The sequence below is a fragment of the Pseudoalteromonas sp. Cn5-37 genome, from assembly GCF_021532495.1.
Taxonomy (GTDB): Bacteria; Pseudomonadota; Gammaproteobacteria; order Enterobacterales; family Alteromonadaceae; genus Pseudoalteromonas; species Pseudoalteromonas simplex.
On sequence record NZ_JAKGBA010000007.1, the window covers coordinates 20917 to 35743 of the forward strand.

The following is a 14827-nucleotide window of genomic DNA, read 5'->3' on the forward strand; positions in this document are numbered from 1 at the left end:
TTTAATTAGTTGCGTACTGTTCATTTGGATGGTTAAAAGTTGGCTTAAAAAAAGCTTACAATGCGTATAGTTATACTGATCAGGTGCTATTTTGTCTATAGGAGACACACCTATTTGCACAACATTTAACCGCTTTGCATACTAAAATAGCAATAAATAGACGATTAGTCAGAAAATTTATGCTCTTTGGAAGCTGTTGTAAACACTGGCTTTAAGCCTAAAAAGGCAAAATATTCAGAAAACCGAATCGGCTTTGTTAAGGGCTGGTTAATTTGTTTTTGCCAAAGCTCTCGGTATTGCTCAGACAGGCTCATAGTTTGGTATTGCATTATTGACCAATTAGGGCTTGGTTTATAGGCTTTTTTGTTGCTACAAGCGATACTTTTTTGCCACCCTTTTGGCGGAGAAACCTCATTTGCAATAAATAGATTTGGCGCAACTAGCCCCTGTTGATTACACAGCCACTGTTGTTTTTGCTCTGCTAAAACATATTCATCTTCAAAACCATTAAAATGCATTAGCTCATGTAGAAATACCGCGTAGGATTGCGATGAATTAATATGCATAATCCCGCCAAGCACATTAGCAGCCCCTTGCTTTGACATCATCACAATAAAGTCAAAACCTTCAGGCCATGAATACTCAGCCGCATTTTGCCAGTTACATTCAAGCGCCCCATCGTTGCCATCACAGCTAAACTTATCGGCAACATAAACAACCTCAGTAAAACAAAAGCTGCCTTTTGCAGGCTCAGGCGCTTTACTGTATTGCTGCTTATACTGCTTTAAAGTATCAATGCCTTTGTAATGATCTGTCATCATTAAAACATTAAATTGGCACTGACTGCTTGCCTGTACACTTGATGTTGATAAGGCTAATTGCTGTTGCTGCGCATAAGCTGGGTCAATTTGAGCTGGCGGCATTTGTTGCTGCAACAGCCAAGCTTGCTTGGCATCTCCGTCAGGTAACTTGCCAGCTTTACCTAGGTAACTTATATCGAGCCACTGGTTTGCTCTAACTAGCTGCTCCGCTAAGGTTTGTTGCTGCGCTGAAGTGAATTTAGCAAAGTAAGGCTGCCACCATAATTTTGCTGCGGTGTAATCATGTTGCTGCAAAAATCTGAGCGCAAGCTGATACGCCGCATTACTATCATTAAGCCTTGCTAACTGACGAAGCTGTGAGTTGCGCAGCACTAAATGCTGCAAATTAACGGCACTGGGTGCTAAATAATAGATAGCTGTTGCTTGTGAAGGAGTAGTATTTGCGTAATAAGCGTAAGCAGGAATAAAACGAGATACTGAGCTTGATACGAAAACCAAGCTCAGTAATAGAATAGCAGTAAAAGAAACCTTAGCTTGCGTTTTCACCAGCCATTAACTCAAGCTCTAAGCGGGCATATTTGTATTCAACAAACTCATGCACATTGGTGGCAAGGGCAAGTCTAAAGTAATCGGCAGCAAGATAGTTATCACCCGCCGCTTGATGCATCTTCGCTAGGTAGAAATAAGCTTCGCATAAGCGGTGCGCATACTCTTGCTCTGAAGTTACACCTTCAATAATGCCAGATAAAAACTCAAACTCACTAATGTCACCTAAATAAAGTGCCAACAGTTGGTAACCCCATTGAGACTCATCAACACCCTGCGAGTTAGCTTTTAAATCAACTAAGGCCTGCGCTTTATCAGCTTCTGATTGGGCTAAATAAAGCCATAGCACACGATAAGGATCGCTTGGCGAACGATTTAAAAACTGCTGTAAATCATCTTGTGCAAGTGATGGACGATCACCATAGTAAAGGGCAATACCACGATTTAAATAGGCATACTCATGCTGCTCGTTAAGCTCAAGTGCCGAATCAAAAAACTCATATGCTTGTTCATACTGCTGCATTAGTGTGTGATGGATGCCTAAGAAGTTATACACTTCTGCTAGGTCTGGTTTGAGCTTAATCGCACGGTTAAAGTCAATACGCGCCAAGGTCGACATACCTAAGCTGTCAAATAATACACCGCGATCATAATAAAGTTTGGCTTGTTGCTCGGCACTTAAATCAGCACGGTTTAGTAATTCAGAATAGCGAGCAATCGTAATTTCGTTACGAAAATCAGGCGCTAATGGTGCGGTAAAAGGCACATTAACAATAGGGACTGACTCAGGTTGTGAAGTTGTTTGACATGCACTTAAAGAAAAAATAGCCACAGCGGTCAATGCTAAGTGTTTAAAAATCATTAAATTCCTTAATACCTGAATTCTCTGTAGACAAAGGCGAAGCGGATAGGTTTCATTAAAGCATAAAAAAAGGGGCTAAACAGCCCCTTTTTCTTATATCCAGCAAATAACTGGTTATTCAATCATCATTAAGCGTCTTTAGACTCTTCTGCTTTTTCTTCAGCAGCTGGTTCCATAGCTTCTTTGATGCTTAGACGTACACGACCTTGGCGATCTACTTCAAGAACTTTAACTTTAACTTCTTGGCCTTCACTTAGGTGGTCAGTTACGTTGTTAACACGCTCTGTGCTGATTTGTGAAATGTGCACTAGACCGTCTTTACCCGGAAGGATATTAACGAACGCACCAAAATCAACGATACGTACAACTTTACCAGTGTAGATAGTACCTACTTCTAGCTCAGCAGTTAATTGCTCGATACGCTTGATTGCATCGTTTGCGCTGATGCCGTCAGTTGCAGCGATCTTGATTGTACCGTCATCTTCGATTTCAATCGTTGTGCCCGTTTCTTCAGTAAGTTGACGGATAGTTGCGCCACCTTTACCGATAACTTCAGCAATTTTCTTCGCAGGGATTTGCATTGTGTAGATGCGAGGTGCGAATTGAGATAACTCTTCAGAAGGTGCTGCAATCGCTTCGTCCATAACACCTAAGATGTGTAGACGTGCTGCTTTCGCTTGTTTAAGGGCGATTTGCATGATTTCTTTAGTGATACCTTCGATCTTGATATCCATTTGTAGTGCAGTGATACCGTTTGAAGTACCTGCTACTTTAAAGTCCATGTCACCTAAGTGATCTTCATCACCTAAGATATCTGAAAGAACAACGAAATCGTCGCCTTCTTTAACTAGACCCATCGCGATACCAGCAACAGATGCTTTAATTGGTACACCTGCATTCATAAGTGCTAGTGATGTACCACATACTGATGCCATAGACGATGAACCGTTTGATTCAGTGATTTCTGAAACAACACGGATTGAGTATGGGAAGTCAGTAAGTGTAGGTAGTACCGCAGCGATACCACGCTTAGCTAGGTTACCGTGACCAATTTCACGACGCTTAGGAGAGCCTACAAAACCTGTTTCACCAACGCAGAATGGAGGGAAGTTGTAGTGAAGCATGAAGTGATGCTTGTTAGTACCTGTTAAGTCGTCGATTAACTGTGAATCACGCTCAGTACCAAGCGTTGCAGTTACAAGTGCTTGCGTCTCACCACGCGTGAAGATTGCAGAACCGTGAGTACGTGGTAAAACACCCGTCATTACGTCTAGTGCACGAACCATATCTGGTTCACGACCATCGATACGTTTTTCACCAGCGATGATACGGCCACGAACGATTTCTTTTTCTAAAGAACCGAATAGTTTACCAACTTCTTGCGTATCTAGCTCTTCGCCTTCAGCAAGTTCAGCTGTTAATGTAGCAACCACTTCTTCTTTCGCTGCACCTAGTGCTTCTTTACGCGCTACTTTGTCAGTGATGCGGTATGCTTCACCTACTTTATCAGCAGCAATTGCAGAGATTTTCTCAGCAAGTGTTACGTTTTTCTCTGGTGCAGTCCAATCCCAAGCTGGTTTACCCGCTTCAGCTTTGAACTCGTTGATTGCGTTGATGATAGCTTGAGATTGCTCATGACCATAAACAACCGCACCTAACATTACGTCTTCAGATAGTGTTTCAGCTTCTGATTCAACCATAAGTACTGCGTTATCAGTACCAGCAACTACTAGGTCTAATTGGCTTTCTTCAAGCTCAGCTAGTGTTGGGTTAAGTACGTATTCACCGTTGATGAAACCAACACGTGATGCACCGATAGGACCATTGAATGGGATACCAGAGATAGCAAGTGCTGCTGAAGTACCGATCATAGCAACCATGTCAGGTTGGATTTCTGGGTTAACAGAAACAACTGTCGCGATTACTTGTACTTCGTTTACGAAGCCGTCTGGGAAAAGTGGACGGATTGGACGGTCGATTAGACGAGCGATAAGTGTTTCGCCATCGTTAGGACGACCTTCACGCTTAAGGAAACCACCAGGGATACGACCCGCAGCGTACATACGCTCTTGGTAGTTAACTGTTAGTGGGAAGAAGTCTTGACCTGGTTGTGCATCACGCTTACCAACAACAGTAACTAATACTGAAGTGTCGCCAATGCTTGCTAGTACTGCGCCGTCAGCTTGACGAGCGATAGCACCTGTTTCTAGGGTCACAGTGTGTTGACCTAGTTGAAATTCTTTAATAATTGCTTGCACTTAAAAATGTCCTTTAAATGTAAAAGCAACTCAGAGCTATGCTCCGAATTGGTAAAAAATAGTCCATCAAAGTACCAATTACAGTACTTAATTGTGCTTATGAAAACACGATTAAGTACTACAATTGGCAATGATGTTTTTTGATATCTAAGCAGTATCCACTACCTAGGTGTGCGCTAGTATACCTTTCATGCGCGCACAAAAAAAGGGGCTAAATAGCCCCTTTTCTCGTAATCTAGTTCTTAGCGACGTAGGCCAAGCTCTTGGATTAACGCAGTGTAACGTGCAATGTCTTTACCTTTAAGGTAGTCAAGCAGTTTACGGCGTTGGCTTACTTTGCGAAGAAGACCACGACGTGAGTGGAAGTCGTGCTTGTGGCTAGCAAAGTGACCTTGAAGCTTGTTGATATCGAAAGTTAGAAGTGCAACTTGTACTTCAGGTGAACCAGTGTCGCCTTCAGCGCGTGCAAATTTAGCGATGATTTCAACTTTTTCTTGATTGCTTAGTGACATAGTAACTCCAAAAATTAATTTAAATTGTGTTTTAGCCGATCACTAATTCAGCCAAAACGATTGAGCGGGGCGTATTCTACCCAGCTTTGCTAATAACTACAAGGTAATCTTTACTCAGGCAGTTGATTTGATAAGCCACGCTTTGATTTTAAGTGACCGTCTTTATGACGCTCACCAGTACCAATGAACACCCCATCAGCCATTACCTTTACCACACCATCTGGTACAGGCTTACCAATCACCACTGTTTGACCATGACTAAATGCCACTCCCTGCTCTTGAGTGATCTCAATCACAGGTAAATCAACCAAAGCAGTATCCATTGGCAGTAGTAGCTCATCGAGGTAGCTTGAAGGCGCAACATCGTCTGCTTTTGCCTGCTGTAGCTTTTCTTCAAGTTGCTCAAGAGTAACCATTTTTTCACTTGGATAGTGGCCAACAGCACTGCGATGTAACATGATGACATGCGCACCACAGCCAAGTTTTTCACCTAAGTCGTCAACAATAGTACGAATATAAGTGCCTTTAGAGACGTGTGCCGTCATTTGTACTTCGTTATTAGCTTCATCAAACTCATCAAGCGTTAAACTAAATACATTAATTTTTCGACACTTACGCGGCACTTCAATACCTTCGCGGGCATATTTATACAAAGGCTGACCTTGGTATTTAAGCGCAGAGTACATCGAAGGGTATTGATCCGACTCACCTAAGAAACTGGCAATTTGCTCAGCTAATTGTTCACGGGTGACCGATACGTCACGCGTTTCAACCACTTCACCATCTGAATCAGAGGTCGTGGTTCGCTCACCAAGTTTGGCGCGTACAACATAGGTTTTGTCAGTATCAAGCAAGAACTGGGTAAACTTTGTCGCTTCACCAAAACAAATAGGCAGCATACCCGTCGCGAGCGGATCAAGCGCACCGGTGTGGCCTGCTTTTTGTGCAAAGTAAATTCCCTTTGCTTGCTGCAATGCTTTGTTTGATGAAATACCTTGCGGCTTATTAAGTAATAAGATGCCGTCAATAGCACGACCTTTACTGCGTCTAGCCATTAGTCTTTAGTGCCTTCTTCGCTGTCATCTTCGTCTACATGCTTGGCATTGTCTTCACGAATAACTGAGTCAACCAAGTTTGAAATACGCATACCTTCCATAAGCGAGTTATCGATCACAAAACGTAACTCAGGCATGATGCGCGCACGAATGCGTTTACCTAATAAAGAACGAATATAACCCGTTGCTTCATTTAAGATCTTAGCGCTTTGCTTGGCTTTATCTTCATCGTCAGTATTAAACACTGTGATAAATACTTTTGCGTAAGATAAATCGCGAGATACCTCAACCGCAGACACTGTCACCATGCCTAAGCGTGGATCTTTGATTTCGCGTTGCAGAATAACAGCAATCTCTTTTTGAATTTGCTGTGCAACACGATCAGTGCGAGAAAATTCTCTCATTTCATTTCACTCTAAAATAATAACTTATTGATGTTAAAGAATAAGTTAATTTAATTACGAATACACAAATGGGGGCTAGGCCCCCATTTAAAGCAATAACTTAAACGAAATTAAAGTGAACGTTGTACTTCAACCGTCTCGAATACCTCGATTTGGTCGCCAACTTTAACATCGTTGTAGTTCTTAACGCCGATACCACATTCCATACCGTTACGAACTTCTTGTACGTCATCTTTAAAGCGACGTAGTGACTCAAGTTCACCTTCATAGATAACCACGTTATCACGAAGTACACGGATAGGCGCGCTACGCTTAACGATACCTTCAGTAACCATACAACCTGCGATTGCACCAATCTTAGGTGACTTGAACACGTCACGAACTTCAGCAAGACCAATGATCTCTTGCTTGAATTCTGGTGCAAGCATACCTGACATCGCTTGTTTAACTTCTTCAATCAGGCTGTAGATTACGCTGTAGTAACGTAAGTCTAAGTTTTCTGACTCAATTACTTTACGAGCTGATGCATCAGCACGTACGTTAAAGCCAACAACGATTGCGTTTGACGCCGCTGCAAGCGTTGCATCAGTTTCAGTGATACCACCTACACCTGAACCAACAATCTTCACTTTAACTTCATCAGTAGAAAGCTTAGTTAATGAATCAGCGATTGCTTCAATTGAACCTTGTACGTCAGCTTTAAGAACGATGTTAACTTCTGATACATCGCCTTCAGCCATGTTCGTAAACATGTTTTCAAGCTTCGCTTTTTGTTGACGAGCAAGCTTCACTTCACGGAACTTACCTTGACGGTAAAGTGCTACTTCACGCGCTTTACGCTCATCTTTAACTACTGTTGCTTCATCACCAGCAGCAGGGATACCAGACAGACCTAAAATCTCAACTGGGATAGACGGACCCGCAGACTTGATGTCTTTACCGTTCTCATCTTTCATCGCACGTACACGGCCATATTCAAGACCACACAGTACGATATCACCTTGGTTAAGCGTACCAGACTGAACTAGGATTGACGCAACTGGACCACGGCCTTTATCAAGACGTGATTCAATTACAACACCTGCAGCCATACCTTCAGCTGGTGCAGTTAGCTCTAGGATTTCAGCTTGCATTAGTACTGCTTCAAGTAGGTCATCAATACCTAAACCTGTTTTTGCTGAGATATGAACGAATTGCGTGTCACCACCCCACTCTTCTGGGATAACGTCTAATTGTGCTAGTTCGTTCTTAACGCGATCTGGGTCGATGCCTTCTTTATCCATCTTGTTTACTGCGATGATTAAAGGAACGCCTGCAGCACGGGCGTGCTGAACCGCTTCTTTAGTTTGAGGCATTACACCATCATCCGCAGCAACGACTAGGATTACGATATCCGTTGCTTTAGCACCACGAGCACGCATTGATGTAAACGCGGCGTGGCCCGGAGTATCTAAGAACGTGATCATGTGACCATTTGTTTCAACGTGGTATGCACCAATGTGCTGTGTAATACCACCTGCCTCACCTGAAGCAACTTTTGCTGAACGAATGTAGTCAAGTGTTGACGTTTTACCGTGGTCAACGTGACCCATTACTGTTACAACCGGTGCACGAGGAATTGCTTTACCTTCTTCGCTACGATCGCTTAGTACTTTCTCTTCTAATTCGTTTTCTTTAACGATAATAACCTTATGACCCATTTCTTCAGCTACAAGTTGTGCTGTTTCTTGGTCGATCACTTGGTTGATGGTAACCATGTCACCCATCTTCATCATCGTTTTAACAACTTCAGCACCTTTAACAGCCATACGTGATGCAAGCTCAGCAACAGTGATTGTTTCACTGATACGAACTTCGTTTTTCACGTCTGCTGTTGGTTTTTGGAAACCATGTTGTAAAGACGTTGGTGCTTTCAGCTTACCTTTCTTGCCTTTAGGACCAGTAGGCTGTTTCTCTTTTTGAGGTCCTTTTTTCTTTTTCTTACGACGAGCGCTTTGCTCTTCACGTGCATCAGATTCATCTTCTGCTTCACGTGCGTAAGTAGAAGTCGTAAGGTGGTGATCAGCGTTTTCTTCACGCTGCTTACGCTCTTCTTCTTCCTTTTTCCAGCGAGCTTCATTTTCTTCAGCTAGCTTTCTTGCCTCTTCTGCTTGACGTTTCGCTTCTTCTTCAGCTTTTCTCAATGCGGCCTCTTCTGCTTCTTTTTGCAGACGCTCAGCTTCGGCGCGATCTTGTTCAGACTTAGCACTTTGCTCTGGGGTCATCTGCTTCTGTTTCGCTTTACGCTCAGCTTCAGCTTTACGTTTAGCCTCTTCTTTGGCTTTACGCTCAGCTTCTTCTTTCGCTTTGCGCTCTGCCTCTTGTTTCGCTTTAAGCTCTTCAGCTTCTTGCTGGGCTTTAAGCTCTGCTGCTTTACGTGCAGCTTCTTCTGCAGCTAAACGCTCTTCTTCTTGCTGTTGCTCAATGGCGCTTTTCTTAACGTAAGTACGTGTTTTACGTACTTCAACTTGCACAGACTTCGCTTTACCTGTAGAGCCAGTTACGCTTAGCGTACTTTTGCTTTTACGTTGCAAAGTCATGCGAGCTGGGCCTTCTGAGCCCGTGCCGCCGTGCTGCTTGCTCAAGTGATCTAATAACGTCGACTTTTCAGACTCAGTTACCATATCACCTGCTTTTTTAGAAATACCGGCTTGTTCTAGCTGCTGTAGTAATTTATCAACAGTTGTACCAATATCTCCGGCTAGTTTTTCAACATTTACTTCTGCCATAGTGTGTAATACCTCCGTTAATAAATTACTCGTCTGCGAACCAACAAATGTTACGCGCAGCCATAATTAGTTTGCCAGCTTCTTCTTCTGAAAGTTCAGTGATGTCTACTAACTCATCAATGCCTTGCTCAGCTAAGTCTTCAAGTGTTACTACACCTTTACTTGCCATAACAAATGCAAGGTGACGCTCTAAACCTTCAAGTGCTAGTAGGTCTTCTGCAGGTTCTGCACCTTCTAGGCTTTCTTCTGTTTTAAGCGCTTTCGTTGTTAATGCGTCTTTTGCACGTGAACGTAAGATATCAACTGTTTCTTCATCTAAACCGTCAATTTCTAAGAATTCTGATGCTGGTACGTAAGCCACTTCTTCAAGTGTTGAGAAACCTTCGTTGATAAGTAAAGTTGCAAACTCATCATCAATATCTAGGTATTCAGTGAATAAGTTGATTAACTTATCTGATTCAGCTTCGTTCTTCGCACGCATGTCATCAACTGTCATTACGTTTAATTCCCAACCAGTTAACTGGCTAGCAAGACGAACGTTTTGACCATTACGACCGATTGCTTGTGCTAGGTTATCGGCTTCAACAGCGATATCCATTGAATGTGTATCTTCGTCCATTACGATTGACGCAACTTCTGCTGGCGCCATTGCATTGATAACGAATTGCGCTGGGTTGTCATCGTAAAGAACGATATCAACACGCTCACCACCAAGCTCAGTTGAAACTGCTTGTACACGTGCACCACGCATACCAACACACGCACCTACTGGGTCGATACGTTTGTCGTTAGATTTTACCGCGATTTTTGCACGAGAACCTGGATCACGTGCAGCTGCACGTAGTTCAATCATCTCTTCGCCAATCTCTGGCACCTCAATGCGGAAAAGTTCCATTAGCATTTCTGGCTTAGAACGCGTTACAAATAACTGCGCGCCACGAGCTTCTGGCTTAACTTCGTATAGAAGACCACGGATACGGTCACCCGGGCGGAAGTTTTCACGCGGTAACATATCATCACGGTAGATAACCGCTTCAGCATTGTTACCAAGGTCAAGTACGATAGCATCACGGGTTGCTTTTTTAACAACACCTGTTACTAATTCGCCTTGTTGATCTTTGTATTCTTCAACCACTAATGCACGCTCAGCTTCACGTACTTTTTGTACGATAACTTGCTTAGCCATTTGTGTTGTAATACGGTCAAACTTGATTGACTCAATTTGTTCTTCAACGTAATCGCCTAATTGTAGGCTTTCGTCTTCAACCTGTGCCGCTTCAAGTGTGATTTCGCTGTAAGGGTTTTCTAAAGAACCATCTTCAAGAACTTCAGCAATCTTCCAACGACGGAATGTGTCGTAATCACCTGTTTTACGATCGATTGATACGCGAACTTCAATTTCGCCATCGTGTTTTTTCTTTGTCGCAGTCGCTAATGCGAACTCTAACGCTTCAAAAATCTTTTCTTTTGGAACCGCTTTCTCATTGGAGACGGCTTCAGCAACCAATAATATTTCTTTTGCCATGGGTTATGCCTCGCTTGCCCTATTCCTTCGCACTCGAATTAAAACTTTGCGATGATGTTCGCACGTTCAATGTTACTGATCATAATCATATGCTCAGTGCCATCTGCTGAAAGTGTGATCATATCACTGCTAACTGATACTAAATCGCCTTTAAAGTTACGACGACCATCTTGCGGAAGCTTAGTACGCACACGTACTTCTTCTCCTTGCGCCTTCTCGTAGTGATCTTGTTTGAATAATGGACGATCAACACCAGGAGACGAAACTTCCAAATCATATTCATTTGTAATTGGGTCTTCGACGTCTAAAATTGCGCTAACTTGACGACTAACGTCGGCACAATTGTCAACCGTAATCCCTGCATCGTGATCGATATAAACACGTAATGTAGAGTGGCGACCAGCTTGCACAAACTCAAGACCATGTAACTCAAAGCCTAACATTTCAACGGCCGGTGAGAGCATGGCTACTAAATCTTGCTCAAGTTTTGTCACGAAAATCCTCCATACAAACAAAAAAAGGGCATATAGCCCTGAAATACTGAGTTTAATAATGATTTAAAATCACCGCCAAGCAGATACAACAACGCCCCGAACCAAGCGGGGCGTCACACCTAAAGCATAAAACTGTGTGGCCTAGGGCCAAGCTTGGTTGCGAGTCAGTCACCTGACTAAATTAAACTAGATAGCCTAAACGCAAAACGCGCATTACCAGAATGCGCGACTTCATACAGTAAAAATTACTGTGCATACTAAGTACACTTACAATGCCTTAGCATGTATTTGGTTGCGGGAGCCGGATTTGAACCGACGACCTTCGGGTTATGAGCCCGACGAGCTACCAGGCTGCTCCATCCCGCGCCAATAGATATTAAAAGTAACTTAATATCGTTTAATCGAGTGCTAAACACCTCAATTCAATGGCGGCTATTATAAGCATGTAGCGCTCAATTAGCAACCTTCCTACATGAATTAGTTAGACTATTTTTTGCCTAAAAATTTTATGACAACCTTGTCATAAAATTTCCCATAACTGAAAATTCTCGTCTATATTTAGTCATATAATAAGAATAACCTATAGCCTTGGCTATTAAGCGATTTACTATGAGTCTATCTTCATTTCAAAAAAGACTGTTACTACAAGATATTGAATTGCTAAAACCAGATTTCCATCAGTTTACAAGCGCATATCATCGCAGTCTTAATGCTCGTCAGTTAACCATGACAGTGCCTGAGCAAGACAGCATAACTAAGCGCAGCTATATTCTTTACTGTGCGCTCAACAAAGTTGTAAGTCACCTTGATGACTTACAGCAAGTCACGCCGTTTATTCATTATTTAGCGAATAACCTGAGCTTTTTAAACGTAGCGTCAAAAGATATTGATATTCTTTGTGGGGCTTTTATTGAGACTCGTCTACTCTTTATCAAGACCTACAATAGCCATCAGCAACAAGCTTGGGAGCTGGCTATTCGTATTTTTTCTAATATTGTGAAAAGTTACTTATTTTCACACTCTACCGTGGTTTCTATTAAAACAAGACGCTTCGTTTATAAAGCTCACAATTGACTCAGTTCATTTCGAAGTCTATCAATTTGCCTTTGCTCAACAGAGATAAGTGTATTGAAGCGGCTTGTCAACGCACTCATTTTATCAACTAAAGCTTGATCACTATTTGCGTCAGCTAAGTTATTTGGTCTATGACTAACTTGCTTTTCTAGTAGGCTAATCTGTTGGTTTAGTTGTTCGTTATAAGTATCGATCTTATTTTCATGCTCAGCGATTTGTTGCATGATTTGTTTGCTGCGAATAAAGCTATCAACCTCATCGTTATTTGATAGTTCATTGAAACTATTGTTTATTCTGTTATTTTCGGCGATTAGTCTGTCAATACTTCGCTGTTCATTGTCAATAAGAACAGCATAACGCTCAGATACAGCACTCATTTGCTTTGCAATAGCGGCTTGTTTTTTTGCACCAACTAAGTTTTGTAACTGCGCATCGGACTGATTATTTAATGCTGCAATTTCATTATTCATACGAAGCTTAAAGGTATCTATTTTATTATTATGCTCAGCTATTTCTGCTGCTATTTGTTTGGTCCTGATATAGCTATCAACTTGACCAGTCGTTTGAGAATATACTGACTCAGTACTTTTTCCTTGTACAGCATTGGATAGGAAAGGGTTTTGCTCTTTTATTGTTATTAATTTAGCATCTTCCCCACATGGCAACTGACTAAACTCAACCACACCATTTTTTTCGCACTGATACACTGATGCACTCGCCGCAGTGCTTATAAATAAACATGTAGCCCAAATAATATGAGTATTAATAGTGTTAGATTTCATTTTTTGCCTTCCATAGTTATACCTTATTTATACACTAACTTTATCGATCTATCTCCTAGTTTGTTTCGTAGTTAATTCAATTATGATCCACTAAGGTTTTTAGAAGTGCAATATGCCACCCTGAGATTTATCTTTGGCGATCAACTCAATGCAAGTCATAGCTGGTTTAAAAATAAATCACAACCAGACACGCTGTACGTGATTGCCGAATTGAAACAAGAAACAGACTATGTAAAGCATCATTTGCAAAAAGTGACCGCTTTTTTTGCTGCAATGAAAAACTTTGCTACAGCACTCAAAAATGCCAACTTGAACTGCCTGCATTTAACACTTGATAATACAGAAGATGATGCCACGTTACCTGAATTGCTCACCCGCTTAGCGAAGCAGTATCAATGCCAAAATATTGAGTATCAATATCCAGACGAATACCGCCTTAAAAAGCAACTTGCAGATTTTTCACAGCAGAGCGAATTTAATGTCAATGCAGTTGATTCGGAACACTTCTTGTTACCTTTTAACGATATTGACCAGCACTTTAAGCCAAATAAACCGGTAAAAATGGAGTTTTTTTATCGTGCTATGCGCAAACGTTTTAATATTTTAATGGACGATGATAACCAACCTCGTGGAGGCAAATGGAATTTTGATCAGCAAAATAGAAACAAGTTAAAACCAAGCGATCTTAAAGAAATTCCCGAACCTTTGTGCTTCGGTCACGATGTTAGCCACATCCTTAAACGGATAGAAAAGCACAAAATAAATACCTTTGGTGAGTGCAGCGATACCTTAATTTGGCCAACCACGCGCGCTGAAGCAAAGCAGTTACTTGATTTTTTTTGCGACCATTTACTGGTGCATTTTGGTCAGTTTCAAGATGCCATGACATGCCAGTCCCAGTACCAATGGTCTTTGTATCACAGCCGTTTATCGTTTGCTCTTAATACGAAAATGCTGCACCCGATGCAGGTCATCGAACAAGTGTTAACTAGCTTTGATAAGCAACCTATTGATATTGCTCAAGTTGAAGGTTTTATTCGGCAAATTCTCGGTTGGCGCGAGTATGTACGTGGTATTTATTGGCAAAATATGCCTGATTACGCCAGCAAAAATGCCTTAAATGCAAAGCGTGCCCTACCCGACTATTTTTGGCACGGCAAAACAAACATGAATTGTATGCACCATGCCATTACACAAAGCCTGCAAACGGCTTATGCACACCACATACAACGTTTGATGATCACGGGTAACTTTTGCTTATTAACCGCTATTAAGCCTAGTGAAGTAGATGAATGGTATTTAGGTATTTATATCGATGCCATAGAATGGGTAGAAATGCCCAACACTCGGGGAATGAGCCAATTTGCTGACGGGGGATTAATTGCCACTAAACCTTATGCTGCCAGTGGAAATTACATCAACAAAATGAGTGATTATTGCAAACACTGTAGCTACAACATTAAAGAAAAAACCACTGAGGATGCTTGCCCATTCAACAGCCTATATTGGCATTTTATGTTAGAACATGAACAGCAGCTATCACAAAACCCTCGTATCGGTATGATTTATAACAACTGGTATAAGCAAGATGAATCTGTTCAGCAAGCAACTCTTAAACGTGCTAATTGGTGCTTGGATAATTTAGAAAAACTGTAATGACAAAGTACCATATTGGGTAAACTTGTTAATTAAATGCTTAATTATTTTGTCACTCTAGTGTAATCAC

General features: G+C 41.7%; 12 protein-coding genes and 1 tRNA gene. 2 read left to right on the forward strand and 11 right to left on the reverse strand.

Annotated features, from left to right (window positions below):
- Window positions 1-164: 164 nt before the first annotated feature.
- From L1266_RS10790 to L1266_RS10835, 10 genes are all read right to left on the reverse strand, one after another.
- Window positions 165-1367 carry a hypothetical protein gene (locus L1266_RS10790; RefSeq protein WP_235377516.1) on the reverse strand — a complete coding sequence of 401 codons (1203 nt, stop codon included), beginning with the start codon at window positions 1365-1367 and terminating at the stop codon, window positions 165-167.
- Complete coding sequence (nlpI, locus tag L1266_RS10795) at window positions 1351-2229, reverse strand: lipoprotein NlpI (protein ID WP_054553170.1); 879 nt, start codon at window positions 2227-2229, stop codon at window positions 1351-1353. The genes L1266_RS10790 and nlpI overlap by 17 nt, the downstream gene beginning before the upstream one ends.
- A 128-nt stretch (window positions 2230-2357) precedes the next feature.
- A complete protein-coding gene (pnp, locus tag L1266_RS10800) occupies window positions 2358-4487 on the reverse strand; it encodes a polyribonucleotide nucleotidyltransferase (RefSeq protein WP_054562096.1) in 2130 nt (709 codons plus the stop codon).
- A 242-nt stretch (window positions 4488-4729) separates the two neighbouring features.
- On the reverse strand, window positions 4730-4999 hold the full coding sequence (gene rpsO, locus L1266_RS10805; RefSeq protein WP_054553172.1) for a 30S ribosomal protein S15: 270 nt from the start codon (window positions 4997-4999) through the stop codon (window positions 4730-4732).
- A gap of 110 nt (window positions 5000-5109) precedes the next feature.
- A complete protein-coding gene (gene truB / locus L1266_RS10810; protein ID WP_054553173.1) occupies window positions 5110-6054 on the reverse strand; it encodes a tRNA pseudouridine(55) synthase TruB in 945 nt (314 codons plus the stop codon).
- On the reverse strand, window positions 6054-6458 hold the full coding sequence (gene rbfA, locus L1266_RS10815) for a 30S ribosome-binding factor RbfA (RefSeq protein WP_054553174.1): 405 nt from the start codon (window positions 6456-6458) through the stop codon (window positions 6054-6056). The genes truB and rbfA overlap by 1 nt, the downstream gene beginning before the upstream one ends.
- A gap of 110 nt (window positions 6459-6568) precedes the next feature.
- Window positions 6569-9226 (reverse strand): translation initiation factor IF-2, encoded by a 2658-nt coding sequence (infB, locus tag L1266_RS10820; RefSeq protein WP_054553175.1) that lies wholly within the window; start codon window positions 9224-9226, stop codon window positions 6569-6571.
- Window positions 9227-9251: 25 nt separating this feature from the next.
- Window positions 9252-10751, reverse strand: a complete 1500-nt coding sequence (gene nusA / locus L1266_RS10825; protein ID WP_054553176.1) for a transcription termination factor NusA — start codon at window positions 10749-10751, stop codon at window positions 9252-9254.
- A gap of 38 nt (window positions 10752-10789) precedes the next feature.
- Window positions 10790-11245: a ribosome maturation factor RimP gene (gene rimP, locus L1266_RS10830; protein WP_054553177.1), complete on the reverse strand. Its 456-nt coding sequence runs from the start codon at window positions 11243-11245 to the stop codon at window positions 10790-10792.
- A 289-nt stretch (window positions 11246-11534) separates the two neighbouring features.
- Window positions 11535-11611: transfer RNA gene (locus L1266_RS10835), tRNA-Met, on the reverse strand.
- A 243-nt stretch (window positions 11612-11854) separates the two neighbouring features.
- Between L1266_RS10835 and L1266_RS10840 the strand changes: the two genes are divergently transcribed.
- The gene (locus L1266_RS10840) at window positions 11855-12319 is read left to right on the forward strand and encodes a hypothetical protein (protein WP_235377517.1); all 465 of its coding nucleotides are present in this window, start codon (window positions 11855-11857) and stop codon (window positions 12317-12319) included.
- Here the strand turns inward: L1266_RS10840 and L1266_RS10845 are convergent.
- Window positions 12310-13101: a DUF4124 domain-containing protein gene (locus L1266_RS10845; protein WP_199529210.1), complete on the reverse strand. Its 792-nt coding sequence runs from the start codon at window positions 13099-13101 to the stop codon at window positions 12310-12312. The genes L1266_RS10840 and L1266_RS10845 overlap by 10 nt on opposite strands.
- 105 nt (window positions 13102-13206) lie before the next feature.
- Between L1266_RS10845 and L1266_RS10850 the strand changes: the two genes are divergently transcribed.
- Window positions 13207-14757 (forward strand): cryptochrome/photolyase family protein, encoded by a 1551-nt coding sequence (locus L1266_RS10850; RefSeq protein WP_235377518.1) that lies wholly within the window; start codon window positions 13207-13209, stop codon window positions 14755-14757.
- Window positions 14758-14827 lie beyond the last annotated feature (70 nt).